We start from the raw sequence: 24,891 nt of genomic DNA, 5'->3' as shown, positions 1-24,891 counted from the left end.
GGCTGTTTTTTTTTTATATGAGAGCGGGGGCGGAACGCATCCGCCGCCGGGCCGCCCGGGGTTCAGGTCACCTCGGCCCCCGCAGGGCTGTCGTCGAGGAAGCCACCCGACTGGTGCTGCCACAGCTTCGCGTACGCGCCCTGCGCCGCGAGCAGTTCGTCATGGCTGCCCTGCTCCACGATCCGTCCGCGGTCCAGGACGACGAGCCGGTCCATGGAGGCCACCGTGCTCAGCCGGTGCGCCACCACCAGCGCCGTCCGCCCGTCCATCAGCCGCCACAGCGCCTCCTGCACGAGGATCTCGCTCTCCGAGTCCAGCGCGCTGGTCGCCTCGTCGAGCAGCAGGATCGGCGCGTCACGCAGGATCGCCCGGGCGAGGGCGACCCGCTGGCGCTGACCGCCGGACAGCTTGATGCCGCGCTCGCCCACCATGGTGTCGAAGCCGTGCGGCAGCGCGTCGGCGAACTCCGTGACGTGCGCCGCCTCGGCCGCGCGCCGGATCTCGGCGTCGGTGGCGTCCGGCCTGGCGAACGCGATGTTGTCGCGCAGCGTGCGGTGGAACATCGCCGGGTCCTGCGGCACATAGGCGATCAGACCGCGCAGGTCGGCCTGGCGCAGCCGGCTGATGTCCTGACCGCCGATCAGGATCCGGCCCGAGTCGATGTCCGTCATCCGCAGCAGCAGCCGGGTGAGCGTGGTCTTGCCGCCTCCGGACCGCCCCACGAGGCCGATCTTCGACCCGGCCGACACCTCCAGGTCCAGGCCCTCGAACAGCGGCCGGCCACCTGCGTGGGTGAAGTCCACCTTCTCGAAGCGGACATGGGCGGCCCCGGGCAGCAGCGGCTCCGGCGCCGCCGGATCGACCACGGTCGGCGGGGTCAGCAACAGCTCGGTGAACTGCGCCGCCTCCGTCATCGAGCTCTCCAGGCGACGGTAGATCTGGTTGAACTCGAACATGATCCGCGTCGCGTTGCTGTAGTAGGTGAAGGCGACGACGATCGCCTCCACGCCGTGCGAGCCCCCGCCGAGCGTCACCGCGAGCAGCAGCCCCAGCGCGTTGGTCAGCACCGACATCGGCGCGACCAGTGTGTCGATGCGCAGATTGCCGTAGTCCCACGATCTCAGCGTCAGCCGCCGTGAGAGCGCCACCCGGGAGCGGTGCTCGGCGGCCTCACGGCGCTCGGCGGCGAACGCCCGCACCGTGTCCATGTTCATGAGGCTGTCGGCGACATGGCCCGAGACCCGGGCGATCGCCTCCTCACGCTCGTCGACGAGGGCCTGGCGGCGCCGGATGAGGGGCGCCACGCACACTCCCGTCACCGTGATCATCGTCAGCAGTCCGACGACGAGCAGCGGCTCGTAACGCCACAGCACCACCGCCCCGAACGTCAACGGCACGAACATGCCGACGATCTGGAACGTCAGCGTGTCGACGAACTGCTCGAAGCGGGAGGCGAAGCTCAGGACGCGCTTGGTCAGCGATCCGGCGAAGTTGTCGTGGAAGAACGCGGCGTCCTTGGCGAACAGCTCGTCCATCCCGATCACATACAGATGCTCGATGCCGAGGGCGTCGAGACGGTTCAGACAGTGCAGCGCGATCCGCCACAGCCCCTCGGCGAACAGCAGGACACCGACGAAGCCGAGGACGTACGGCAGCGTCGAGCCGACGGTGACGTCCTTGTCCTCGGCGATCTCGCCGACCAGCTTGGCGACCATCAGCGGCGCGATGTAGTTGATGCCGATGTTGCCCAGCGCCGAGAGCAGCATCGTGGGTACCGTCAGCCGGCGTAGCCGGGCCAACTCCCGTCCGTAGTAGCGAAGTGCGAGAAGTACCGAGCGTTTGCCCGGCAGAACCCTGCGCGATGGAGGCGTACTCATCCCAACCCTGTGTTTCTCCTGCGGCAGCACGCCACACCTGCCCGAGGGCAGGGGGCAGCGCCGCAACGGCCGTGTGAGTTTGGTTCGAGTGCGGAAGTGTCCCGCGACGACGACAGCGCAGTCCAAGTGTTTTCCGGCCCGCTGAGAGCCTTCTGAGCCAGGCCCGGACGCCCTCGTCCACCGACCGCGGGCCCCGGCCTTCTCCCCGTCGGACCCGCCCGGCACGCAGCGACCCTTGAACCCCAACTCCCGTATCTCATAGCAGACTTGATGCACTCCTACCCCGCTCCGCGGCTGGCGGGATCATGGCCACGTTCCGCGTCCTCGCCGCCACCACGGGCACGCTCGGGCTCGTCGCCCCGGACACCCTCACCGTCCTGGGGTTCACCCGTGCAGGGGAATCCGGGCGCCCACCGAGGACCGGGCCACGGCCTGGCACCGACCGGGTCACTCGTTGCTGGGGCGGCGACTTCACGGGCCACTTCCACATCTACGGCGGGGGCCTCGACACCAACAGCGCGACCGGCTTCTGGGGCTACCACCAGAAGTTCACGGTGCCCGTCCACCGCGACCTCCCGAACGGCGCGGTGCTGTGCGCCGAGGGCTGGGAACACGCGGGCGGCGGCTATGAACTGCGCGGCAGGGCCTGCGCGGAAGTCCACTTCTGATCCGGGCCGCCGCCGTCGACTCCGGTGGTCATGTCAGCACCGCCTCCCAGGTGTCGACGGCGTAATGGACGGTCAGCCCGTGCCGCGCGTACAGGGCGGGAGCGCCCGTGGCGTTGGCGGTGTCGACGCCGAGTCCCACCGTCTCCCGTCCGCGCGCGGCGAACGCGGCGAAGGCGTGCCGCAGCAGCAGGCCCCCGAGACCCCGGCCACGGGCTTCCCGCAGCACCCCGATGCTCCGGATCCAGCCCATGGCCTCACGGTCGTCGCGAGCGAGGAGGAAGCCGACGTCCCCCGACTGCTCGGTGCCGACGATCCACACCAGGGACCAGTCGAGCGTGTCGGCGTCGATGTCCCGCAGCCACTGTTCGTAGGCACGCGGCTGGAAGTCGAAGTGCTCGGCGAAGCTCGCCTGGTACAGCGCATGCACCCGCGCACGGTCCGCCTCGCCGGCACACGACCGCAGCCGTACGCCGGACGGAGCCTGCGGCACCAGGTCCTCGGCCGCGTCCAGGGGGCGTTGCAACACCTGATAGCGCCGTACGACGTACCATCCCCGCCGCTCGATCAGCCCCGTGTCGAGCGTGGGCCGGGTGTTGAGGTGCAGATGCACCACCGCCCTCGCCGCACCGTTCTGACGGGCCTTGGCCGCCGCACGGGCCGCCATCGCGTCCAGCACCAGCTCCCCGGCCGGCTGGTGCTCGGGCAGTACATAGTGGTCGACGTCGATGCGCTCACCCCCCGACTCGTCCCACAGCAGCCCGTAGGCCACCAGCCGGTCGCCGTCGTAGGCCAGCCAGGAGTCGTGCTCCAGAGCGATGTCCGGACGCTTCAGATCGGCCTCGACGGTCTGCACGTCGCTCTCGGGCCGCCCGATCTCGATCCGGTCGACGGCGTTGAGCAGTGCGGTGATGACGGCCGCGTCGGTGCGGTCGGCGGGGCGCAGGGCGTAGGCCATGGGGCTCAGGGTCCGGGGGAGGGGAGGACGGCCGCAACGGGTTTCCCCGGCGCCGGCCCTCCCCCCACCCGCGGTCAGCAGCTCGCCGAGGCGGGCAGATCGCCGAACTCGTTGCCCTTGAGGTAGACGGCGCTCACGTACCCCTCGGCGAGCTTGACCCACACGTTGTTGGTGATGCCGTAGTCGCTGACGGTCCCGCCTCGCTCCCAGCAGTAGGCGCCGCGCGGCTGGTTCGCCGGGACGGTGCCGACCGAGGGGAAGGGGCGCGCCGGACCGGTGCGGACGTTGACCGTCTCGTACGGCACGACGGCGTAGGGCGCCGCCATGATGCGGGCACCGCCTCGGTCCGCGTCGGAGGCCGCGGTGGCGGTCGCCGCGGTGAGCGGCCCGAGGAGGGAGAGCGCACCGGCACCGACGAGTGCGGCCCGGGCGAAGACACGAGTGGACATGGCGGGTTCCCCCTGTTTCCTGTGGGTCAGTGCCCGGAACTCTAGGGAAACCCGAGGTCACAGGCACCCTGAGACTTCTCAGGTACCGCACGCGGGGTGCTGCGCCCTACGGTCCTGAAGAGGAAGCGGTGCGAGTCCCGAGGACGGCAGTCACCGCCGGTACGACCGTGACACCCGACCCGGAAAGAGGCTCGCATGCGCCGCCGATCGCTCCAGAACCTGCTGGCCACGGGAGGCGCCGCCGTGATGCTGGCGCTCACCCCGCTCACCGCGCACGCCGCGTCGTTCTCGGGCGGCAACTACGGCGCCTACGGTTTCGAGGGCCAGTACCCCACCGTCGGCGGCTGCTCCGGAACCTTCCGCCAGGTCGGGCCGACGAAGACCTTCGAGGGCATGGCGCTGAAATACTTCTACTCCGACAAGTGCGGCTCCTTCGCCCGCATCGAGAACTCCCGCGCCAACTGCTCCGCGGTGCTGGAGCGCTCGAACTCCGGGGCGGGCCGCGCCGACGGCTGGGTCTCGGAGACCGTCGACTCGGGCATCAACTATGCCTACACCAAGATCGGCAGCAACCTCAACGGCCGTGTCTCACGGGCCCTGCTGGCGTGCGACGGGCACGCCCTGACCAACACGAACTGGTACTGACGCAAGGAAGCGGCGGCAACCGAGCAGGCCGGGAGCTCGTCCTTCAGGACATCATGCTCACCACCATCACCACAGGCCCCCTGGCCTCCTCGGTCCGCCAGCTGCTCGACTTCGCCTGGACGCAGACCCGGTCCTGCGCCTTCGCCATCGCGCTGATGTCCGGCGTGGCCGCGTCCACCCTGCTGCCCGGCCTCCCCGTGGCCCGCTACGACCTGCTCGTCGCCTACGGTGTGCTGCTCACCCTCCTGTTCTGGCTGCGCGGCTGGGAGAACGGGCGGGACGTCGCCGTCATCGCCCTCTGCCATGTCATCGGACTGGCCTTCGAGCTGGTGAAGGTGTCCCTCGGTTCATGGAGCTACCCGGAACCGGCCGTGCTGAAGTTCGCGGGCGTCCCGCTGTACGGAGGGTTCCTCTACGCGGCGGTGGGCAGCTATGTCTGCCGCGCCTGGCACCTCTTCGACCTGGAACTGGTCCGCTACCGCCCCCGCGCGACAGCGCTCGTGGCCGCGGCCGTCTACATCAACTTCTTCAGCCACCACTGGCTGCCCGACGCGCGCTGGCCCCTGGCCGCCCTGCTGCTGGCCGTCACCGTGCGCACGTCGGTGCGCTTCACGGTCCGTGGCGTACCCCGCCGGATGCCGCTGGCGCTGTCCTTCGTCCTGATCGGCTTCTTCCTCTGGGTCGCCGAGAACCTCGCCACCTACCTGGGCGCCTGGCGCTACCCCTACCAACTCCACGGCTGGCAGCCCGTGGGAGTGGAGAAGATCGGCGCCTGGTCCCTGCTGATCAGCGTCACCTTCGTACTGGCAGCGGTGTCCCGGACGCGCCGCGGGCCACGCCGTAGCTGAGCGTGGACGTCAGCCGCCCGCGGTCACCTGGCTCATCGGCAGCCACAGTGTGGTGTTCGAGGAGGGGCCGGTGTTCGTCTGGCGTACGCGGGTGAGCTCGGCGTCGGTCAGGGCCCGGTTCCAGACGCGGACCTCGTCGATGGCGCCGGTGAAGAACGCCCGGCTGTCCATGCGCTGGCCGATGTGCACGCCGAACGGCGAGCTGCGGCTGACGGACCCGGACACATCGGCGGTGCCGGTCGGCCTGCCGTCGATGAACAGGGTGAGCCGTCCGCCACCGCGGCGCAGGGCGAGGTGGTGCCAGCGGCCGTCGTTGTGCGCGGCGGTGGTGCTCACGGAGGCCGACCGCACGGTCGTCGCGCCGCTGCGTACCGTCATCAGGCCGCGCACCCGGTTGCTCGCCGGTTCGCCACGCAGCCAGAACTGGGGTTGGCTGCCGCCGATGCCGCCCACCCACAGCAGTGGCTGCTCACCCGTCCGACGGGTGTAGCGGAACCACAGGGAAGCGGTGAAGCTCCCGGTGCCGAGCGCCAGTTGGGACCGGAACGGCAGGCGCACCGCGTCATCGACGCCGTCGAAGGCCAGGGCGTTGCCGAACACGCCGGCCGTGGGCGAGGCGCCGCCGAGTACCCTCGCGCGCGGTGCGGACGGGGCGAGGTCGGCCGTGGTCGGGTCGGGGCCGCGGCGCGGTGTGAGCCACTCCTCGTTGAAGCGGGCGAAGCGGATCTCGTCGCGGGCGTCGACGGCGCCGCCCTCGTACATCAGTCCCACCACGCTGCCGCCGATGTGCACCAGGTCGGAGTAGCCCGCCCAGTCCTGGCTCACGACGGTGCCGCGGTCCACGCTCTCCCAGGTGTTCCCGCCGTCGTAGGAGGACCGGATCATCATCGTCCGGCGGCGGTCCGGATCGCCGGGACAGGACAGCAGCAGGCGGCTGCCCAGTTGCAGGGTCGACCCCTGGACCTGCGGCGTGTAGAGGTCCGGCACGGCTCGGAACGGGGCGACGAAGCTGTCGCCGCCGTCCACACTGAAGGCCTGGGTGCGGTGGCCCAGATCGGTGCCGTCCTGCTCGCGGCCGCTGACCAGGATGGCGCCGTCGGTGCGCTCGGCGAGGGTGACTTCGGAGGGCTTCTGGCGGAAGGCGCCGTTGGTGGCGACGGGCCAGGTGTCGGTGGCGCCCCTTCGCCAGGTGTTGCCGCCGTCGTCGCTGACGATGAGGGCCGCGTGGTTGGCGGTGACCCTGCTGCCGTTCCAGGTCTCGGTGTTGACGCCGAAGACCAGCCGGCCGGGATAGCCGCCGCGGGTGAGCTGGATCCCGTGTACGGGGCCGGTGGCGTACCAGGAGTTCCAGTTCGGGGGTTTGATCTGGGCGCTGAGGTTGCGCGGCCGGGACCAGGTGCGGCCGTCGTTGTCGCTGTACTGGAGATGGGGGGTGCGGTTGCAGGGGATGGAACAGCTGTTGCCGTTCGTGCTCGCCGGGTTGTGTGTCTGCGGGAGCAGGATGCGGCCGGTCACCTGGTCCACGACCGGGGCCGGGTTGCCGTGGGTGTTGCCGGCACCGTCACTGACGACCTGGAGCGGTCCCCAGGTGCGGCCGCCGTCGGTCGAGCGTTTCAGCACGATGTCGATGTCCCCCGCGTCACCGCAGTTGTTCCGACGGCCCTCGGCGAAGGCGAGGAGGGTGCCCTGGGTGGTCCGTACGACCGCCGGGATCCGGAAGCACGCGTAACCCGGTTCCTGGGAGGCCTTGAAGATGACCCGCTGCTCGAACAGGGGCACGGCCTTGGCGGGTTGGGCGTGGGCGGGGCCGGCGAGGGTCGCTGCGGTCACTATGACGACGGCTGTGGCGAGGGCGAGTCTCGGACGTGCGCGAAGCCCCGACGGCATAGGCAAGGCCCTTCATCGTGCCTTTCGTTCGAACATCCCACGTCCAATTTATTAATGATTAGTGGCATTTGTGGGTAATGACACGCCGCGAAGGAAAGGGCCGTCGGAACCAGGCCACCGGGGGTACCGCAGACACCCCCGGCCGGCTCCGGCTACTACTGCTACTTCGTCGGCGACGCCTGCTGCACGACCTCGAAGGACCACAGCGTGGACCCGCTGGCCGCAGGCTTCGGACGCTCGCCGCCCTCCGCGCCGCCGCCCTGGTGGGCCGCCTTCATCGGACCCTCCATCCAAGCCTGGAAGGACTCCTCGTCACGCCAGCGCGTGTAGACGAGGTAGCTGTCGGTGCCCTCCACCGGTCGCAGGAGCTCGAACCACTCGAACCCGTCCGAGCTCTCCACGGCGTGCGCCCGCGAGGCGAACCGCTTCTCCAGCGTCTCGCGCTGTTCGGTGGGGACGGTCAGTACGTTGATCTTGACTACGCTCATGACCCTCATCCTGCCGCACGCGCACCGGTTGCCCCGCTTCAGGTCCCGTGTCCCGGCGCCTCAGTGGTGTGGTGCCGGCGACGGACACCCGGCCGGGGGAGGGGCGATCCGGTCGGCCACCGTCAGGACCGCCCCTCCGCCCTCGCGTCAGGCCGTGTGCAGGGTCAGCCCGTAGCGGTTGAGTATCTCGTTGACCGGCTGGAACCAGGTCTCCCCGCCGCCGGAGCAGTTGCCCCAGCCGCCCGAGGTGACGCCCTGCGCCTGTTCACCGCTGATGAAGGAACCGCCGGAGTCGCCGGGCTCGGCACAGACGCTGGTCTTGGTCATCTGGTGCACGGCGCCCTGGCTGTAGTTCACCGTCTCGTTCTTGGCCAGCACGTTCCCGCAGTGCCAGTGCGTCGTGGAGCCGGAACGGCATATGGAGCTGCCGACGGGGGCCTCGGCCGAGCCGCGCACGAGCCGGTCCGGGACCGTGCCCCAGCCGAGGACGACGGGCACCGTCCACCAGCCACTGCCGACACTCACCCAGGCGTAGTCGTTGTCCGGGAACGAGGACCCCTGGAACGTACCGATGTGGCTGCCGTCCCAGCCCCTGACAGCGGCCCCCGGCTGGCCGCAGTGCCCGGCGGTGACGAAGCCGCCGTGCACCGAGAAGCCTATGGAGCAGCGGACGTTGCCCGTGTAGTACGGGTCGCCGCCGACCGTTCCCGCCGCGAACGTGCTCGGGGCCGCGGCGACCGTCTCGACGGTGACCGGCCCGGCCGCCCGGGCACGGGAGACGAAGCGCCGGACATCGTTGTCAGTCTGCCTGTCGCGTACGACGTTCACGACGACCGTGCTGCCCGCCGGATCGACGTGCCAGCTGCTCACACCCGAAGGTGCGGCCATCCGGTCGATGCGGGCCTTCACCGCGTCGAGTTCGCGCGCGCTGTGCGCGACGGTGCGCATCGCCGCTCCGGTGGCCCGGACCTTCCGTACGGTCGCATCGGACGCGTCCGGCGTGACGGCCACGGTCAGCCGCCCGCTCTTCGCGTCGAACCACGAGCCGCCGTAGGCCGCCCCGGCGGCCTTGTCCGCCTTCGGGGCGAGGTCCATGGCGGTGCGTTCCGCGGCCAGCCGCGCCTTCGCCTGCTCCTTCGACAGGCCGAGGTCCCGCTGCATCGCCTGCAGCAGTCCGGCGGAGGCGGGTTCGACGGCATCGGCGGCCGGAGCGGAGTCGTTCGCCGAGGCCGGCCCGGTGCCGCCCGCGGTCCAGCCGCCGAGCACGAGGAGTACGGCGAGACCTGCGTACTTGAGTCTGGTGCGTCTCACGGGAGTTGCCCTTCGTCGTTCCAGCAAGGTGGGGTGGAACAACCGCAAGCTGAGAGCGCTCTCATTCGGGTTGGGCAGAGCTTAGCGACGGCACAGTGTCAGGTCCATACCAAAACCCGCCGTGGAGGCGTGGATGCGTGGAAGCACGCAAGGGGGGCGGGGGAGCCAGGCGACCTGTGGCGGGCCGTGCCCTTTGGGCGAGGCTCTGCCCACGGCCGGCCGCGATGTTGTTGAGTGCACGCGGCAGGCGCGGCATGCCGTCCGACAGCCGGCCCTCGTCGAACGACTTGCCCTGCGTGGCCCGCGAGTCCGCGGGGATCCCGTCGAGATGACGCCCGGTCAGCAGCCCCTGGGCGAGCGCGGTGAACCCGATGCCCCCGAAACCCTCCTGCGTGGCGGCGTCCAGCGGGCCGTCGGTCTCGATCCGGCGGTGGAGCGCGCCCATGGGGCTGGAGCCACCGATGACGAGCCCATGTTTCTTTCATCCAAGACATCGGATGGGTTGCAGTCGAGTGAGCCTCCCTGACGTGGAGGGAGCTCCAACTCGGCCCATTGATAGGCCACTTACAGTGCTCAATCTGTCGTTGACAGGTCCACGCAAGGCGCCTACGTTTCGCGGATACACCCGATGTATCGACGATCCGTCAGGTCTGGAGGGCAACGATGACCTCGCAGCCGGAGAAACGCTCGCCGATCCCCCGCAGAACCGCTCTCGGCACCGCCCTGGGTACCGCACTGGGCGGCGTGGCGGCAGCGGCCCTGCCCGCGACGGCCCACGCCGAAGACCTTCTGCAAGCGGCCCCGTCCGCCGCCGATGGCCCGGTGGCCGACGTTGGCAGAGGCCCGTGGAGACTCCGCGACACCATGACCACCGACACGGCCTGGAACGACTTCCTGCGCGGCCAGGACCTGCTCTGGACCAGGCTGCCCACCCGCTGGTACGAGGGCCCGTTCCTCGGCGACGGGCTGCTCGGCAGCATGGTCTACCAGGAGCCGGGCGCCCGGCAGATCCGCTTCACCGTCCAGCACGGCCGTGTCCAGGACCACCGCCCCGAGTTCGGCAGCGGTTGGGGCACCTGCCGCCTCCCGGTCGGGCACCTCACGCTCGAACCGGTCGGGACGATCACCGCCCTCGACTGGCGGCTGAGCCTCTGGAACGCCGAACTCACCGGCACCATCACCACCACCGCCGGCACGCTCACCCTCGCCGCCCTCATCCACGACGAGGTCCTCGCCGTCCGCGCGACAGCGGACGGCGACGAACGGGTCGTCTGGACGTTCCACCCCGAGGAGGCCGTCAGCCCCCGGAAGATCCAGGAGGCCCCGCCCGCCGGCTACACCGCCAACCCGCCCTGGACCACACAGACCACCACCGACGGCACCCGGCAGGTGCTCCAACCCCTCACCGGCGGCGGCCGGACCGCCACCGCGTACCGCCGCACGGGCGACGACCTGCTGCTCAGCGTCGGCCACAGCTTCCCCTCCGACACCGCCGCCGAGGCCGACTCGCTGCGCAACCTCCGCCGCGCGACGTCGTACGCCACCCTCAGGCGACGGCACACCCGCTGGTGGCGTGCGTTCTACCGGAAGAGCTTCGTGTCGTTCCCCGACCAGCGGCTGCAGAGCTTCCACTGGATCCAGCTCTACAAGGTGGCCTCCGCCAGCCGCGCGGGCGGCCCCGTCATGGCCACCTCCGGGCCGTGGCTGGAGCCCACCCCCTGGCCCGCGGTCTGGTGGAACCTCAACGTGCAGCTGGAGTACTGGCTCATCCACGGCTCCAACCACCTGGAGCTCGACTCGCTCGCCACCACCCTGCGTCAGAGTCAGGAACAGCTCATCGCCAACGTGCCCGCCGCCTACCGTTCGGACAGCTCCGGCGTCGGCCGCAGCTCCGACATGTTCGCCAACCGCGCCGTGGGCCTGCCGGGCACCGGCGCCGAGACCGGCGACCTCACCTGGGCCCTGCACAACGCGTGGCTGTCGTACCGGCACTCCATGGACGAATCCCTGCTGCGCGACACGATCTACCCGGTGCTGCGCCGGGCGATCAGCTACTACCTGCACTTCCTCACTCCGGGCAGCGACGGCAGGCTCCACCTGCCGAGCACCCTCTCGCCCGAGTACCCCGTCGTACCCCCGCAGGACACCAACTACGACCTCGCCCTGATCCGCTGGGGCTGCCGGACACTCATCGAATCCGCCGAACTCCTCGGCCTCGACGACGAGTTGAGGCCCCGCTGGCAGGAGGTGCTGGCCCGCCTCACGCCGTACCCGGTCGACGACAACGGCTTCATGATCGGCGCCGACACCCCGTACGCGCAGTCCCATCGCCACTACTCGCACCTGCTGATGGTGTACCCGCTGTACCTCGTCAACTGGGACCAGCCGGAGAACCGCGACCTCATCACCAGGTCTGTGACCCACTGGCACGCCCTGACCGGCGCCCACCGGGGTTACAGCTACACCGGGGCCGCCTCCATGTACGCGATGACCGGCGACGGCGACACCGCGATCACCTACCTGCGGAAGTTCTTCGACCCCGCCACCCGTTTCCCCTGCCAGGCCAACACCCACTACACCGAGGCCGGTCCGGTCATCGAGACGCCGCTGTCCGCCTCCCAGTCCCTGCACGACATGTTCTGCCAGAGCTGGGGCGGCGTGATCCGCGTCTTCCCGGCCGTCCCCGCCGACTGGGCGGACGTCACCCTGCACGACTTCCGCACCCAGGGCGCCTTCCTGGTCAGCGCCGTCCGCAAGGCGGGGACCACCCGGTTCATCCGGATCAGAAGCCTGGCCGGCGAGCCGCTCGGACTCCGCCACGGCCTGACCGGCGCCCTCACCGTGCTCCTCGACGACGGCACCCCCGCCCGCACCCACGATCTGGGCGAGGGCACCCTCGGCATCGACCTGCCCAAAGGCCGCGAGGTGCTCGTCCACTCCGGTTCCCGCCCCGACCTCGTCATCGCCCCCGTCGCCGTCAGCGAACCGGGTCCGGCCTGGGGGCTGCCGTAAGCCACCCGTCCGTACCTGAACGTCCGTCGTACCTGAACGTCCGTCGTACCTGACCGTCCGTCATCCACCGTCCGACCGGACGGACCACAGAGAGGGTTCTCATGGCGGTACCGATACGGACCGCGGTCACAGCGCTCTGCGCCGGACTGGTGGCCGCGCTTCTCACGACCGGGCACGCTCGGGCCGACCGACGCGAGCAGGCCTGGACCGTTTCCGGCCCGGGACGGACCGCCGACCAGGAACCGAGCGCGCGGATATCCCTGGACGACGCCACTGGCACCGTCAGCCTGACGGTGACCCGCGGCGGCCGTACGGTCATCGAGCCGTCGCCCGTCGGCATCGTCACCGGACAGGCCGACCTTTCCCGCGACCTGCGCTTCCTGCGCCGAAAGGACCGGCTGATCGACGAGCGGTACCGGGCGACGTCCGGCAAGCGACTGGACAGACGGGTCCGCATGAACGAGACCCGTCTGTCCTTCGCCACCCCCACGGGCGCCCGACTCGACCTCGTCGTCCGCGCTTCCCGCGACGGCGTCGCCTACCGCTACGTCCTGCCCGCCGGGCACGGCGACGTCCTCGGCGAGACCTCCGCCTTCAACCTGCCGACGGACGCGAACGCATGGCTCGGCACCTACCGGGCCGACAACGAGGGCCAGTTCGTCCAGTACACCGCTGCGACGGCCCCCACCGGCGAGTACTCCGACCAGGCGCTGTTCGCGACCGACGGCGGCTACACCCTGCTCGCCGAGTCCGACCTCACCGGCGCCTACTCCGGCGCCCGCCTCGCCCACGACCAGAGCACCGGCACCTACCGCATCAGACTCGCCGACGCCCGGATCCGCACCGACGGCCCCCTCCGCACCCCCTGGCGGGCCATGGTCACCGGCGACCTCCCCACCGTCACCCGCTCCACCTTCACCGACGACCTCGCCCCCGCCTCCAAGGTCGCCGACACCTCCTGGATCCGGCCCGGCACGGTGCTGTGGACCTGGCTCGCCGGCGGCCGACCGGCCGGGCAGAGCCTCGCCGCGCAGAAGGCCTACGTCGACTACGCCGCCGAGCGGAACTGGCCCTACGAAGCCGTCGACGCGGGCTGGTACTTCAAGGCCGACGAGTGGGACACCACCGACCCGGACTGGCAGACCGACAGCTGGATGCCGGAACTCGTCGACTACGCACGCGCCAAGGGCGTCGGCATCATCGTCTGGATCCACCAGCGTGAACTCGGCACCCCCGAGGAGCGCGCCCGGTGGCTGCCCACCCTGGAACGCTGGGGCGTCAAGGGCGTCAAGATCGACTTCATGGACTCCGAGGCGCAGCCCATGCTGCAGTGGTACGACACTGTCCTGGCGGAGACCGCTGCCCACCACCTCATGGTCGACTTCCACGGCTCGACCGTCCCCAAGGGCATCCAGCGCACCTGGCCCCAGGTCATGACCCTGGAGGGCGTCGCCGGCGAGGAGAAGCGCACCAACACCGCCGCCCACCTCACCACCCTGCCCTTCACCCGCAACGTCATCGGCTCCATGGACTTCACCCCCGGCGCCTTCCACCGTGTCGGCCTGCGCCCCAACTCCGACGCGGCCGAAGTCGGACTCACCGTCGCCTACGAGTCGGGCCTGCAGATGCTCGCGGGCACCCCCGAGTCGTACGACGCCCGCCCGCTCGCCCGCGACTTCCTCGACCAGATCCCCGCCGCCTGGGACGACACCCGACTCCTCGCCGGTCGGCCCGGCCGGGAAGCGGTACTCGCCCGACGCAGCGCAGACCGCTGGTTCCTGGGCGGGGTGTACGCGGGCGCCGCCCACACGGCCGAAGTGCCGCTGACCGTCGGCCCCGGACGCTGGCTCGTCGAGACGATCGAGGACGGCACGGACGGGCTGGTCCGCAGGCGGCAAGTGCTGCGCGGCGGGGACGTGTTGGACGTGGACGTCGTGACCAACGGCGGCTTCGCCGGGTTCGCCTGCCCGTGGCGGGCGGGGATCACCACCTGCTCTGTTCGTTCACAGACATGAACATTGCTCACGTGGGTGTACAGTGTCGCGCCCGTCGTGCAAGGCTCGGTCAACTCCTTTCTCCCGTTGTCCAGTTGGAGGGACGGGCATGAGCGTTTCCCGACGCACCGTGCTGGCCACGGCGGCCGGTGCCGCAGTGCCAAACGCTTCCACGACACCCGCCATCGCCGCCGCCGCGGATGCCCCCGCGGGCCCGACGCCGGCACCGACTCTGCGCAAGCTCCGCTCGGCGGCCGACTACGCCGTCGAGAAACTCCACGCCGTCGCACCGACCGTGACCGGCTTCCCCGTCGGCACGAAGTTCGAGAAGTGGGTCTACTCGCAGAACGGCGACTGGGTCGGCGGCTTCTGGCCCGGCACGCTCTGGATGGCCTGGCTCCACAGCAAGGACGACGCCTTCCGCACCCGGGCCCTGGCCTCGGCGGCGAGGCTGGCCCCGCGCCAGTACGACACCGGCACGCACGACCTCGGGTTCCTCTTCTACCCGTCCTGGGTCACCGCATGGCGGCTGACGGGCGACGACACGTGGCGGACCGGAGCCGTGCGAGCCGCCGACTCCCTCATCCGGCGCTACAACCCACGCGGGCACTTCATCAGAGCCTGGGGCGCACTGGACGACGACAGAAACGCCGGCCGCGTCATCATCGACACGATGATGAACCTCGACCTGCTGGCGTTCGCGAGCTGCCAGACCGGCGACGGTACGTACCTGGACATCGCCGTGGAGCATACGAAGACCGCACAGCGGGTCTTCCCGCGCCCGGACGGGTCCACCCCGCACGTCTACGACTTCGACCCGGCCACCGGCGCCCCGATCGGCCCGAACACCGTGCAGGGATACAACCCCACGTCGTGCTGGTCGCGCGGACAGGCGTGGGGCCTGTACGGCTTCACCACCATGTACCGGCGCACCAGGAACCCCGAGTTCCTGGCCACCGCCCGCAGGCTCGCGGACTACGCCGTGGGGGCGCTGACCCCGGACCACGTTCCCGTGTGGGACTACCGCGCCCCGCAACAGCCGTACGACATCAAGGACGCCTCGGCCGGGGCGATCATGGCGTGCGGTCTGCTGGACCTGTCCGTGGCCACCGGCAGACAGACATACCGCGAGGTGGCGCTGAGGTTGCTCACCGCGCTGGCCGAGACGTGCCTGACCAGGAACTCGACCCGCGCGGACGCGGTCGTGGCCCGCTGTACCCGCAACCGGCCGAGCGAGGACGGGGTCGAGATCTCCCTCCCGTACGCCGACTACTACCTGCTGGAGGGCATCCTGCGCGTGCTCCAGCCGCAGGACGTCGACCGGGCGATCGATCTGTCCACGGTCTGATCGCCCGGCCGGGAGGCCGGGGGGAGGAGCGCTGGTCAGCCCGCGATCGAGTCCAGCTGTTCCGCCGCCGGACGCAGGGCCCACAGGTCACCGCCCGGCGGCTCCTCCAGCAGCGGAACGGCCCGTTGCGCCTGCCGGTCCCCGGCGTCGGCGGCCGCGTGCACGAGGTCGGTCGCCGCGTACCGGCGGAATTCCAGCTCGGGATGCGGCCAGGCGTCGGCCCCCGTCGCGGCGGGCAGGAGGTAGTCCACTGCCTTGAACAGGCTCTGCCCGTCCGGCCCCTGATAGGCCCACAGATTCACGCCGACCTGCCGGCCGATGGCCGCGAGCCTGGTATGGGCGACCAGGTCGAACGTCGAGTAGTGCCAACTCCTCGTCCGGGTCAGCTCCTGGGGCTGGCTGCCGTCGGCCGCGATCTGTGGCGCGATGCGCTTGCGGCGGGCGTCCAGCACCGTACGGCGGGCCAGTCCCTCGTCGCCGGTCGCGTGGGCGAGGCCGGCGAGCTGCATGTCGTAGAAGGTGCCGTGGTTGTTGGTGGCGGCGGCCTCCTGCCTGCCGAAGTCGCTGTTCCTCAGCCAGCCGAGGAAGTCGGCGTTCCATTTCGCCATGCCGGTGCGGTCCTTCGCGGTCCAGCCCGGCGCGCCGGTGTCCAGCAGGGCGAGCGCGTCGAGGACGCCGGTGTACGACTGCGAGAAGTCGATGATGCCGATGGCGCGGCCGTCGTACTTGCACGGGATGAACTGGGCGTGGTTCAGGTTCGGGTTCATCCTGGTGGCCGGGTCGAGGAACCAGGTTCGCAGCACCTGCCCGGCCTTCTCGGCGTACCGCTTGTCGCCGGTGTAGTACCAGGCGAGGGCGAGCTCGTAGGAGGAGTCGAAGGTCTTCTCGACGTCCTGGCGGTCGGTGCCGGAGTCGACCTCGGGGTTGCGCTCGCCGTCGCGCTGCTCGTACGGGCAGCCCCAGGGGTTCTCCGGGGTCGGGGCCTTGGACGGCCACCAGTACGGAGCCTGGCTGAGGTAGTCGTGGACGTCGCCGCCGGGGGCCGGCCTGGGTTTGTCGACGACGGTCCAGGGCCCCTGTCCGAGCCATCGGTCGGCCCGCACGCTCAACGCCTCGACGGCGCGCCGGAGTTGCGGGTCACCGTGATCGAGCCGGATCTTCGTCCGCTGCAGACGGGCGCCGTCCAGGACGGTGGTGTGCGGGACGGCGGTGTGCCGGGCGCTCGGCACGTGTTCCTCGGTTCGCGCCGAGGCGCCGGGTACGGCTCCCGAGGCGAAGGCGGCCAGGGCCACCAGCAGGACACCTGGCCGGAGTCTTGCACTCATGGTCGACTCCCGTCTGTCGATCGGCATGCGCATGACATATGTGCCGGTGACGACCACCTGGATTGGCAAGGGGTTCAGATATGCGAACTCAATTCAGGTGGGCGTCTCAGGTGAGCGTGTCACGAGGGTCTTGGGTGTGGAAGGGGTCGTGCGGTGTTTGTTGGTCCGGACCTTCACTCGGTCCGTGTCAGGTGCGCGCAGGCCCCAGCGTGGCGGGCGCCGGGCCGTCCGGGCGGACCGTGATGCCGTACGTCGTCTTCGTGGGGGTGGAGGAGAAGGTCACGGTGTGGGCCGGAAGGAGGCGTTCGAGCAGGATGGTCGACTCGCGGAGCGCGAACTGCAGTCCCACGCAGGCGCGGGGGCCGATACCGAACGGGAGGTAGGCGCCCGGATGACTGGGGCGGCCGCCCGGGGTGAGGAAGCGCCGGGGGGCGAAGTGCTCGGGGTCCGGCCACAGTTCCGGATCGCGGTGCGTGAGGTACGGGCAGACCAGGATGTCGGTGCCCGCCTCGACGGTGTACCCGGCAAGGGTGTCGTCCTCGGCGGCGTGGCGGGGCAGGAGCCATGCGGACGGATAGAGCCGGAGCGTCTCGTGGACCAGGGCCTGGACGGCCTGGCGGCGCTGCTCCGAGCCCTCGTCGCCGGCGGCCAGAGCCTGCTCGCGGGCGTCGGGGTGCCGGTCGAGCAGCAGGTAGAGCCAGGTCAGGGTGGTGGCCGTGGTCTCGTGCCCGGCCGCAAGGAGCGTGACCAGCTCGTCGCGGATCAACTGGTCGGTGTACTCGGGGCGTTCGGTGGCGGCGTCGACCAGGATGTGCACCAGCCCCGGACCGTCGGGCCCGGCCGCCCCGCCGCGGGCGGCCTCGATGGCGCGTGCGGCGATCGCGTCGATCCGGGCGAGGTCGTCGGCGACCGAGTCCCGGGCTTCGTCGGCATCCGCAGGCAGCGAGGGGAGGGCCGCTCCCACGGCCGTCACGGCCTCCAGTTCGTGCGCGGTCTCGTCGTTGAGAGGGTGCCCGGTGAGGGAGCGCCAGATGGCGTCCAGGGCGAAGCGGTGCATCTCCTGGCCGACGTCGAAGGTCGCGCCGGTCCGTGCGTACGCCTCCCAGCGCCCGGCGGTGGTCCGGGTCGCCTCGATGATGCGCTGTTCGTAGCGGCGCATCCCGGTGCCGGTGAACTGGGACTGCAGCAAGCGCCGTTGCCGCTTCCACGCCTCACCGGTGGCGGCCATGACACCGTCGCCGATGAGCAGGCGGGCACGGTGGGAGCGCTTGACGTACTGCTCCGGGTGGCGAGCGAGTACGTGCTGGACCGCCTGCGGATCGGTGACGAGAACGGTGAGGCCCGCCCCGAGGCGGACCCCGGCCACGCCGCCGACCTTCTCCCGCACCTGGGACAGCAGCTCGACCAGCTCGCCTCCCGTCGAATGCCACCGCTTCACGAGTTCGGGATCGGCCGTGGGGACCGGTCGCTCCGTCGCGGGGGCTTGTGAAGGGGAATCGGGACCGGCTTCTGCGTCCAAGACTTCTTCCTCGCTCAACTGCTGCTGGGCCCGGCCGTGTTCGACCGCTGTTGCGACGAACTGTACGGGAGCGGGCCCCGGCCGGTGGCGGTCCGCTCGGTCTCCGTCACTCTCCGGAATGACCCGGAACCCGCTCGCCCTGGTGCCTAGTCCGTCGGGAAGCTCGCGGTGGCCAGGACGCTTCCGTCCGGGGCGGTCAGGCGGGCACCGGTCAGTGTCGTCGGGTGGTCGGTCGTGGTCGGCCCGCCCCAGGATCCGTAGCCGTCCTTGAGTGGGAAGGAGCCCACCGGGACCGTCGATCCGTCGGCATGGACGAGCAGACAGCGCACCGGGCCCCGGCCGTTCCCGTCCAGGTCGACGGACATGTACACCCAGCCCTCGTCACCGTGATGAACATAGATACGGCCCACCTCGTGGCCGTCGGCGACCAGGGTCGCCTCCCGCAGACCGCCGTCCGCCTGCTGGGAGACCGACGCCGGCGCCGTCTCGACCAGCGTGCCGACCGCCCATCCGCCGAAACCGCAGGCCAGGGCCGCGGCCACGGCGGCCGCCGCCAGCCGTAGCCGGTACCTGCGCCGCTTCGGCGCGGGCGCCGCACCCAGGGCCCGTACGACCCGGCTCTCGAAACCGAGCGGCGGCTCGGCGCCCGGCAGCAGCGCGAGCAGACCGTCCCCGACCACCGTCAGCCGCTCGATGTGCTCCCGGCAGTCCGGGCAGCGGTCCAGATGGGCCAACGCCTCGGCGCGCTCGCGGGCCGGCAGGACCCCGAGCGCCAGCTCGGCGTCCTGCTCCCGCAGCCGCTCGCACTCCATGCCGCTCACCGCTTCTCCGCCGCTTCGAGGAGGGCTCGTGCCTTGAGCGTCCCGGTCCGGATCCGGGTCTTCGCCGTACCCAGCGGAACGCCCTCCGCGTCCGCGACCTCTCGCGCCGTCATCCCGTAGATCCCGGCCATCACCAGGGCCCGCGCCTGCTCCCGGGGCAGCTCCGCCACCGCTCGCCGGACCCGCTCCGCGCTGTCGTCGGCGAGCGCCCGCCGCTCCGGCGTCTCGGTCACGCTGCCGAGCAGCGCGTCCAGGTCCTCCGGGTCGACCGGGCTCGCCCGCCGGGCCCGTACCGCGTCGATCGCGAGGTTGTGCGCGATCGTAGTCAGCCAGGACTGTACGGAGCCACGTCGGGAGTCGTACATCTGTGCGTGCCGCCAGGCCCGCTCGAAGGTCTGCTGGGCGACGTCCTCGGCGAGCTGGGGGTCGCCGAGGACGGAGAGGGCCACGCCGAAGACCGTGCGCTGGAAGCGGCGCACAAACGCGACGGCGAGCTCCGGATCGCCCGTCGTCAGACCGGTGAGCAGTGCCTCGTCGGGGACCCGCCCGACGGAGAGGCCCTTGCGCCACATACCAGGGATACGTTCCGCCGCCCTGAAGGGATTGCCTGACGTCCTTACGTCCATTCTCCGCCCGCGCGATCCCGGGGGCCGCAATCCTTCGGCCCGGCAGCGTCGTACCCCTTGCGGGGGGACGACCCGGAGGACCGACTCATGACCATCCCGCACATGCGCCGCAGCGTGCTCCTAGGCGTGGCCGCCGGCGGTCTGACCGCCCTGCTTGCCGCCTGTGGAGGCGGCGGTGACGACACCAGCAGTGACGACAGCGGCACCAGCAACACCGTTGGCACTGGCACCCAGGTCGCGGCGGAGCTGTCCGACTTCCACATCAAGCTCTCGACGGAGAAGTTCCAGCCCGGCCAGTACACCTTCACCGCGAAGAACACGGGCTCGCACGACCACGCCATCGAAATCGAGGGCCCCGGCGGCGAGAACCGCAGCAAGACGATTGAGCCGGGTCAGTCCACGACCCTCACGGTGACCCTGAAGTCCGGCTCGTACGAGGTCTACTGCCCGGTCGACGGGCACAAGGACCGCGGCATGAAGACGGACATCACCGTGGGCGGAGCCCCGGCACCGTCCGGCAACAACAACACCTCTCCGGGCAATGGCTACTGACGGAGCGGCCGTGAGGCTCGTCCTGCGCCTGGCCGGCGCCGGGCTGACGGCGGCGATGGCCGCGATCCATCTGCGCCTGTGGGCCGAGGGCTACCGGGACCTCACCACCATCGGGCCGCTCTTCCTGCTCACCGGCGTCGTCGGCATCCTGCTCGCCCTGGCGCTGCTGGTCACGCCCGTACGCGGGCTCGGCCCGGTCGCCGCCGTCACCGCGCTGTTCACGGCCGGCACGCTGGGCGCACTGTTCCTGAGCCTCACCACGGGCCTGTTCGGATTCGACGAGTCCATCGACGCGGACCTGGTCCGCCCGACCCTGTACGTCGAAACGGCGGGAGTGCTCGTCCTGACCGCCCTGGCGGTGACGGCTTTCAGCCACCGCCGCCGTCCTCGACGCTGAGTTCCGTGGGTTGTTCACCAGGATGCCGAGCCGGCCGTACATCTCGATCGTCTCCCGCGCGATCTGCCCCGCGTCCGCCGGATCGGCCACTGCCCTGCACGTACACGGCGTCGGGCGGTTCGGCGGCGAGCTCCTTGCCCGCCGCGGCGCTGGACGACGAACCCGTGACCAGCGCTACTCGGCTCTCACCCATCTGCGACTCCTAACGGAATTGATCGCTGACGTGGTGAGAGCCGGAGCTCAATCTGTCGCTATTACGGAATACATATTCCGCAATATGGAACAGGATGGGATGGTCGCCCCTCCCTACGGACTGGCGCTGGCCACGCCGCTTTCGTCGACGGTGAACTGTCCGTTCGCGGCGCCGTTGAAGGTTCCGCTCGTGATCCACTCAGTCAGCGCCGCCTTGACCGTGGCATGGGGACCGGCCCACGGTTCGCCGGGGCGCCCGCCGTAGGGCGTTCCGGACTCCGGTGTGCAGCGCGGGCCGGAGCAGCCCTCCATCGGCATCTGGTGGCTGGCGCACTGAACCTGTACGAGCACCTTGTTCGTCATCGACGCCGGGAGCGCGTTGTAGATGGCGGGCGCGTTGGCCGGCGGCGCGGTGGCGTCGTCGAGACCGTGGAGGACCAGCGTGGGCGGGGTCAGCTGCCCCGCGACGGCGGTGTTCCAGCCGTAATTGGAGAACGTCGGCGAGCGATTGAGACCGGTCGGGTTGCCGGGGTCGTCCCCTCCCCAGTTCCGCCCCTCGGTGTCCTCCTCCATGATCTGCTTCCAGAACTGATCCTGGCTGCCGGGGACGACCCGCCCGGTGCACAGGGCCTCGCGAGCCGGCGGCAGCACCGGTGCCCCCGGGCGGCGGTCAAGCGTCAGCGGGAACGTGACGAAGCCCGTCGAGGGCTCCGTCTCCTCAGTCGGACCACCGAAGAGCGACGACATGAACACGGCACGGTTGACCTTCGCGATGACGTCGGCGCTTCCGGGCAGGAGCGGGTTGGGGTTGGCTGCGTACAGCGTCCGCCCGACGCGCGGTCCGCCGAGCGAATAGCCGACCAGGGTGACCTTGCCGTCCGTCGGCTGCGCGCGCGTGATGGCGTCGTCGATGACCTGGCGGATGTCGCGTACCCAGACGTCCATGCGCGCGAAGCGGTGATTGCTTGAGTGCGCGCGCCGCTCCCCGCCCAGCGGATTGGTCAGGAGCAGGGTCCCCTGCTGATCAAGGGTGAAGATCGGGTTGTGGGTGCGGTCGCACCCCTCGGGGTACGGACAGGTGCCGTCCGCGAGGTAGGGCCTGAGGCTCGCGTTGCCGGGATCGTTCAGGCCATCGTCGAAGCGCGTCGAGCGGCCGTAGCCGAGCAGGTTCGGGGCGAAGGTGTCGATTCCCGCTCGCGCGAGTCCGTCCTGCACACTGAGCGAGCCACCTTCCGGGGCGGCCTGGCGCAGGTCGAAGGATGGCGAGGCGGTGACGCTGCGGCCGTGGATCAGCACCGCGGCCCTGTTGGGCACTTCTGGGCATTTGCCGTTCGCGTACACCGGCTGAACGCGATGCACCTGGATCCTCGCCGGGCGTCCGTCGAACTGGGGGTCCGGCATGAGCCCGGTCGGCACCGTGAACCTCAGCCAGTGATCGTGGGCGGCGACGCCGGTCGGGACCTCGTCGCATTGCTGGGCCGACGGCTTGGTGGCTGCGGCCATGGATGTGGTGCTGGAGCCGAAGGCGCTCATGATCAGGCAGACGCCCAGCAGGAGCCACCTCGTCCGGACCCCGGACCGGCTCCAGGTCCACGCCCGCCGCCCGCGCCCCACGGAGGCCGCCGGCGCGTCCGCTCTCCGGAGAATTCCTCTGTGTTTCCGAGTCGTGTGTGATGCTGTCATACCAAACCCCCTGCCGCTGGACGCGGGTGAAGCCGATGCTCATCAGTGTGACCAGCAGGCACGTTGAGAGCGCCCCGCGCATGGGTGCACAGGTGGCACACAGGCGCGCGGCGGCGCTTTCACTCTGACCCCGGGCGGCGGCCGCTCATGAGCTGGACCACCCGTACATCCGCGTCCACGCCGGCAGGACCGACAACGTGGCCCGGATCGACACCGTGCGGGGCTCCGGTTGCCGTCCTGGGCTACGGCGGGCTTCACCGTCACCGTCAACGGGATCCGGCAACGGGTGGACGCCCCGGTCGTGCCGGGCAGCTACTTCACCGTGAGCCGGAGCTGGCGGCGCGGCGACCGAGTGGCGGTCCTGGCCCCCTACCGCCTGCGCATCGAAAGAGCCCTGGACGACCCCACCGCCCAGTCACTCTTCTACGGACCGGTCCTCCTGGTCGCCCGCAGCCCCGAGCCGGGTCTCCGCACCTTCTCCTTCTACGAGCACGTCACCCTCGGGGGCGATCTGGCCGACGCGATCGCCCCCGAGGGGCCGCCCGCTCCACTTCACGACCCACGGCCTGACCCTCGCCCCGTTCCACATCGCCGACGACACCTGCTACCACGCCTACTTCAGGCGCTCCGAGCCGGTCATCGTCTTCGGCGCGGCCGACTCCGGCGTCCCGAACCGCGCCCGCCCCGACGGCCTGACCTTCCTCGACGTGCTCTGGAACCAGGCTCCCTTCGCAACCACCGGCCTCTTCGTCCAGGCGGTGCGCACGCTTGCCGACGGGTGGTTGTCGGCGGGGCGGTTCACCCGGTCGGGACGCGACCGTGTCGTCGCCGCCGAGGCCGCCGCGAACCTGAGGCGCTGAGTCGCTGACGACCGACGGCGGGCGCACCCGGCGCGACCGCCGTCACCGAATCCGGTGCTCCTTCCAGAAGGGGCCGAGGTCGTGGTCCGCCACGGACTGGGCTGCCTTCTTGAAGTCGGCGGTGGTGGAGACGCCGTACCAGTGGTCCCGGGCGTACCGCTTGAGGAGGCCGGCCATGGTGGCGGCGCCGAGCGTGCGCTCCAGGTCCGCGAGGGCACAGGGGCCGGCCGTGTACAGCAGGTGGTACTCGCCGCGGTGCGCGGCCCAGTAGGCCATCGTGTTGGTCAGCGCGCTACGGTCGTTCGGCCACTCCTCCTGCGACCAGCAGTCGCGGGTGTCCCAGCCGTAGAAGCGCGCGTTGGCGTACTGGGCGAAGCTCTCGTCCAGCCAGGGCGCCCGGTATTCGTCGTTGCCGACGATGCCGTACCACCACTGGTGGGCGACCTCGTGGACGACGGCACTGCCTTCTTCGGTGGTGCCGAGGAGAACCAGGCCGGGGTACTCCATCCCACCGCCGAACCCGCTGGTCATCACCAGGTCGATCTCGCCGTACGGGTACCGGCCGTACTCCTTGCCGAACCGGTCGACGGCGGCGGCACCGTTGTGGCGGGTGACACGCACGCCTGCGGCTGAGGTGTCAGGTGCCCAGTACGAGTTCACCCGCACGCCCCCGGGCGTGGTCTCGGTCGCGGTGCGGAACGGGCCCGCCGCCCAGGCGAAGTCCCGCACCCGGTGCGCGACGCTGACCGTGAGGCTGCGCCCGGGCCTGCCCGGAAGGGTCGCCGTGCGGCCGGTCGCCGGGACTCGGAGGGTCGAAGGGTGGTCGAGCGAGACCCGGAAGTCGCTCTCCAGGGAGTAGAAGCTCTCCCCGGTCGACACATAGGGGTCGAGGTGCCATCCCATGGCGTCGTGCACGGCGAGCACGGGCAGCGCATTGCCCAGGAAGCGGAAGGCGCCCTCGCGGCCGAAGCGGTCGTTGCGATCGGGCACGGCGATGGACACATCGAAGGCGACGGCCGCGCGCTCGCCGTGTGCGAGCGGCTTCGGCAGGGCGATCCGCAGCGCGGTGCAGTCCACGGTGAGTCGGCCCGCGGTGCCCCCGCGGACCGCGGACACCACGATCGGGGGCGGCGTGCCGGGGCTGCCGCACTTGTCGACGCCGTTGCCCCACAGGCGTACGTACACCTCACGCAGGGGCCGATCGGAGGAGTTGCGGAAGGACACCCGCTGTCGGCCCGTCCAGCGAGAACCGTCGGCGTTGCCGCGCAGCGTCACGTCGTACCGGAGCCGGTCGGGTGTCGCGGCGTCGGCGGCGCGGGCCCGGTCCCCGGGTTCGGTGAGGGCCTCGGCCCCCGTCATGGGCTGTGTCAGGAATAACGCGAGCAGGACAACGAGCAGACGGCCAGCGGTCCTTGACGACCACGCGGTTATCGA

21 protein-coding genes and 2 pseudogenes are annotated in these 24,891 nt (G+C 70.7%); 10 read left to right on the top strand and 13 right to left on the bottom strand.

The features are described from left to right. Positions 1 to 62: 62 nt before the first annotated feature. Complete coding sequence (locus POF73_RS41635; protein ID WP_272124613.1) at positions 63 to 1,877, bottom strand: ABC transporter ATP-binding protein; 1,815 nt, start codon at positions 1,875 to 1,877, stop codon at positions 63 to 65. Positions 1,878 to 2,182: 305 nt separating this feature from the next. Between POF73_RS41635 and POF73_RS41630 the strand changes: the two genes are divergently transcribed. After that, positions 2,183 to 2,545, top strand: a complete 363-nt coding sequence (locus tag POF73_RS41630; protein WP_272124612.1) for a hypothetical protein — start codon at positions 2,183 to 2,185, stop codon at positions 2,543 to 2,545. Positions 2,546 to 2,573: 28 nt separating this feature from the next. On the opposite strand, the gene POF73_RS41625 is transcribed toward POF73_RS41630, so the two are convergent. Together POF73_RS41625 and POF73_RS41620 are read right to left on the bottom strand one after the other, a co-directional pair. Then, entirely contained in the window at positions 2,574 to 3,500 is a 927-nt protein-coding gene (locus POF73_RS41625) for a GNAT family N-acetyltransferase (protein WP_272124611.1), read from the bottom strand. 74 nt (positions 3,501 to 3,574) lie between these two features. Beyond that, positions 3,575 to 3,949, bottom strand: a complete 375-nt coding sequence (locus tag POF73_RS41620) for an SH3 domain-containing protein (RefSeq protein WP_272124610.1) — start codon at positions 3,947 to 3,949, stop codon at positions 3,575 to 3,577. 195 nt (positions 3,950 to 4,144) lie between these two features. Here POF73_RS41620 and POF73_RS41615 point away from each other — a divergent pair, with 195 nt between their 5' ends. Together POF73_RS41615 and POF73_RS41610 are read left to right on the top strand one after the other, a co-directional pair. Then, positions 4,145 to 4,594, top strand: coding sequence for a hypothetical protein (locus POF73_RS41615; protein WP_272124609.1), 450 nt, complete (start codon positions 4,145 to 4,147; stop codon positions 4,592 to 4,594). Between the two features lie 53 nt (positions 4,595 to 4,647). Beyond that, positions 4,648 to 5,442 carry a DUF817 domain-containing protein gene (locus POF73_RS41610; RefSeq protein WP_272124608.1) on the top strand — a complete coding sequence of 265 codons (795 nt, stop codon included), beginning with the start codon at positions 4,648 to 4,650 and terminating at the stop codon, positions 5,440 to 5,442. A 9-nt stretch (positions 5,443 to 5,451) separates the two neighbouring features. Here POF73_RS41610 and POF73_RS41605 read toward each other — a convergent pair whose 3' ends face one another. The 4 genes and pseudogenes from POF73_RS41605 to POF73_RS41590 form a co-directional block, all read right to left on the bottom strand. Next, entirely contained in the window at positions 5,452 to 7,329 is a 1,878-nt protein-coding gene (locus tag POF73_RS41605; RefSeq protein ID WP_272124607.1) for a sialidase family protein, read from the bottom strand. Positions 7,330 to 7,490: 161 nt separating this feature from the next. Further along, positions 7,491 to 7,817, bottom strand: a complete 327-nt coding sequence (locus tag POF73_RS41600; protein WP_272124606.1) for an antibiotic biosynthesis monooxygenase family protein — start codon at positions 7,815 to 7,817, stop codon at positions 7,491 to 7,493. 147 nt (positions 7,818 to 7,964) lie between these two features. Next, positions 7,965 to 9,128 carry a S1 family peptidase gene (locus POF73_RS41595; RefSeq protein WP_272124605.1) on the bottom strand — a complete coding sequence of 388 codons (1,164 nt, stop codon included), beginning with the start codon at positions 9,126 to 9,128 and terminating at the stop codon, positions 7,965 to 7,967. A 187-nt stretch (positions 9,129 to 9,315) separates the two neighbouring features. After that, a pseudogene (locus tag POF73_RS41590) lies at positions 9,316 to 9,564 on the bottom strand (aldo/keto reductase); the annotation flags it as partial. Positions 9,565 to 9,791: 227 nt separating this feature from the next. Between POF73_RS41590 and POF73_RS41585 the strand changes: the two are divergent. The 3 genes from POF73_RS41585 (at position 9,792) to POF73_RS41575 (ending at position 15,482) form a co-directional block, all read left to right on the top strand. Continuing rightward, complete coding sequence (locus POF73_RS41585; RefSeq protein WP_272124604.1) at positions 9,792 to 12,140, top strand: glycosyl hydrolase family 95 catalytic domain-containing protein; 2,349 nt, start codon at positions 9,792 to 9,794, stop codon at positions 12,138 to 12,140. 101 nt (positions 12,141 to 12,241) lie between these two features. Further along, positions 12,242 to 14,155 (top strand): glycoside hydrolase family 97 protein, encoded by a 1,914-nt coding sequence (locus tag POF73_RS41580; protein ID WP_272124603.1) that lies wholly within the window; start codon positions 12,242 to 12,244, stop codon positions 14,153 to 14,155. An 88-nt stretch (positions 14,156 to 14,243) separates the two neighbouring features. Continuing rightward, positions 14,244 to 15,482: a glycoside hydrolase family 88 protein gene (locus POF73_RS41575; protein WP_272124602.1), complete on the top strand. Its 1,239-nt coding sequence runs from the start codon at positions 14,244 to 14,246 to the stop codon at positions 15,480 to 15,482. A gap of 35 nt (positions 15,483 to 15,517) precedes the next feature. Here POF73_RS41575 and POF73_RS41570 read toward each other — a convergent pair whose 3' ends face one another. The 4 genes from POF73_RS41570 to POF73_RS41555 all read right to left on the bottom strand — a co-directional run bounded on the left by POF73_RS41570 (position 15,518) and on the right by POF73_RS41555 (position 19,719). Then, positions 15,518 to 16,807, bottom strand: coding sequence for an alginate lyase family protein (locus tag POF73_RS41570; RefSeq protein ID WP_272124601.1), 1,290 nt, complete (start codon positions 16,805 to 16,807; stop codon positions 15,518 to 15,520). Positions 16,808 to 16,994: 187 nt separating this feature from the next. Further along, positions 16,995 to 18,326: a cytochrome P450 gene (locus POF73_RS41565; RefSeq protein WP_272124600.1), complete on the bottom strand. Its 1,332-nt coding sequence runs from the start codon at positions 18,324 to 18,326 to the stop codon at positions 16,995 to 16,997. A gap of 146 nt (positions 18,327 to 18,472) precedes the next feature. After that, positions 18,473 to 19,138 carry a zf-HC2 domain-containing protein gene (locus tag POF73_RS41560; protein WP_272124614.1) on the bottom strand — a complete coding sequence of 222 codons (666 nt, stop codon included), beginning with the start codon at positions 19,136 to 19,138 and terminating at the stop codon, positions 18,473 to 18,475. A 5-nt stretch (positions 19,139 to 19,143) separates the two neighbouring features. Then, positions 19,144 to 19,719: an RNA polymerase sigma factor gene (locus tag POF73_RS41555; RefSeq protein WP_272124599.1), complete on the bottom strand. Its 576-nt coding sequence runs from the start codon at positions 19,717 to 19,719 to the stop codon at positions 19,144 to 19,146. 141 nt (positions 19,720 to 19,860) lie between these two features. On the opposite strand from POF73_RS41555, the gene POF73_RS41550 reads away from it, so the two are divergent. Both POF73_RS41550 and POF73_RS41545 read left to right on the top strand, forming a co-directional pair. Next, positions 19,861 to 20,325, top strand: a complete 465-nt coding sequence (locus POF73_RS41550; protein WP_272124598.1) for a cupredoxin domain-containing protein — start codon at positions 19,861 to 19,863, stop codon at positions 20,323 to 20,325. Positions 20,326 to 20,335: 10 nt separating this feature from the next. Continuing rightward, positions 20,336 to 20,722 (top strand): hypothetical protein, encoded by a 387-nt coding sequence (locus POF73_RS41545; RefSeq protein WP_272124597.1) that lies wholly within the window; start codon positions 20,336 to 20,338, stop codon positions 20,720 to 20,722. Positions 20,723 to 21,028: 306 nt separating this feature from the next. Here the strand turns inward: POF73_RS41545 and POF73_RS41540 are convergent, their stop codons facing one another. Further along, entirely contained in the window at positions 21,029 to 22,417 is a 1,389-nt protein-coding gene (locus tag POF73_RS41540) for an alpha/beta fold hydrolase (protein WP_272124595.1), read from the bottom strand. Positions 22,418 to 22,826: 409 nt separating this feature from the next. On the opposite strand from POF73_RS41540, the pseudogene POF73_RS46100 reads away from it, so the two are divergent. Then, positions 22,827 to 22,898 (top strand): annotated as a pseudogene (locus POF73_RS46100) (hypothetical protein); the annotation flags it as partial. Between the two features lie 406 nt (positions 22,899 to 23,304). Continuing rightward, positions 23,305 to 23,457, top strand: coding sequence for a hypothetical protein (locus POF73_RS41530; protein WP_272124615.1), 153 nt, complete (start codon positions 23,305 to 23,307; stop codon positions 23,455 to 23,457). 42 nt (positions 23,458 to 23,499) lie between these two features. On the opposite strand, the gene POF73_RS41525 is transcribed toward POF73_RS41530, so the two are convergent. Next, complete coding sequence (locus POF73_RS41525; RefSeq protein ID WP_272124593.1) at positions 23,500 to 24,816, bottom strand: M1 family metallopeptidase; 1,317 nt, start codon at positions 24,814 to 24,816, stop codon at positions 23,500 to 23,502. Positions 24,817 to 24,891: the final 75 nt, after the last annotated feature.

Source organism: Streptomyces sp. HD, from assembly GCF_028369295.1.
In the GTDB taxonomy this organism is placed as follows: domain Bacteria; phylum Actinomycetota; class Actinomycetes; order Streptomycetales; family Streptomycetaceae; genus Streptomyces.
Note: the sequence above shows the minus strand (reverse complement) of the source record. Positions and strands in the feature narration are given on the sequence as shown.

Excerpts from the sequence above, each read along its gene's own strand:
- POF73_RS41555 (WP_272124599.1), bottom strand. The coding sequence starts at position 19,719 with ATGTGGCGCAAGGGCCTCTCCGTCGGGCGGGTCCCCGACGAGGCACTG.
- POF73_RS41580 (WP_272124603.1), top strand. The coding sequence starts at position 12,242 with ATGGCGGTACCGATACGGACCGCGGTCACAGCGCTCTGCGCCGGACTG.
- POF73_RS41620 (WP_272124610.1), bottom strand. The coding sequence starts at position 3,949 with ATGTCCACTCGTGTCTTCGCCCGGGCCGCACTCGTCGGTGCCGGTGCG.
- POF73_RS41550 (WP_272124598.1), top strand. The coding sequence starts at position 19,861 with ATGACCATCCCGCACATGCGCCGCAGCGTGCTCCTAGGCGTGGCCGCC.
- POF73_RS41525 (WP_272124593.1), bottom strand. The coding sequence starts at position 24,816 with ATGACGGGGGCCGAGGCCCTCACCGAACCCGGGGACCGGGCCCGCGCC.
- POF73_RS41585 (WP_272124604.1), top strand. The coding sequence starts at position 9,792 with ATGACCTCGCAGCCGGAGAAACGCTCGCCGATCCCCCGCAGAACCGCT.
- POF73_RS41570 (WP_272124601.1), bottom strand. The coding sequence starts at position 16,807 with ATGAGTGCAAGACTCCGGCCAGGTGTCCTGCTGGTGGCCCTGGCCGCC.
- POF73_RS41600 (WP_272124606.1), bottom strand. The coding sequence starts at position 7,817 with ATGAGCGTAGTCAAGATCAACGTACTGACCGTCCCCACCGAACAGCGC.
- POF73_RS41605 (WP_272124607.1), bottom strand. The coding sequence starts at position 7,329 with ATGCCGTCGGGGCTTCGCGCACGTCCGAGACTCGCCCTCGCCACAGCC.
- POF73_RS41610 (WP_272124608.1), top strand. The coding sequence starts at position 4,648 with ATGCTCACCACCATCACCACAGGCCCCCTGGCCTCCTCGGTCCGCCAG.
- POF73_RS41540 (WP_272124595.1), bottom strand. The coding sequence starts at position 22,417 with ATGGCCGCAGCCACCAAGCCGTCGGCCCAGCAATGCGACGAGGTCCCG.
- POF73_RS41575 (WP_272124602.1), top strand. The coding sequence starts at position 14,244 with ATGAGCGTTTCCCGACGCACCGTGCTGGCCACGGCGGCCGGTGCCGCA.
- POF73_RS41635 (WP_272124613.1), bottom strand. The coding sequence starts at position 1,877 with ATGAGTACGCCTCCATCGCGCAGGGTTCTGCCGGGCAAACGCTCGGTA.
- POF73_RS41560 (WP_272124614.1), bottom strand. The coding sequence starts at position 19,138 with ATGGAGTGCGAGCGGCTGCGGGAGCAGGACGCCGAGCTGGCGCTCGGG.
- POF73_RS41630 (WP_272124612.1), top strand. The coding sequence starts at position 2,183 with ATGGCCACGTTCCGCGTCCTCGCCGCCACCACGGGCACGCTCGGGCTC.
- POF73_RS41615 (WP_272124609.1), top strand. The coding sequence starts at position 4,145 with ATGCGCCGCCGATCGCTCCAGAACCTGCTGGCCACGGGAGGCGCCGCC.
- POF73_RS41625 (WP_272124611.1), bottom strand. The coding sequence starts at position 3,500 with ATGGCCTACGCCCTGCGCCCCGCCGACCGCACCGACGCGGCCGTCATC.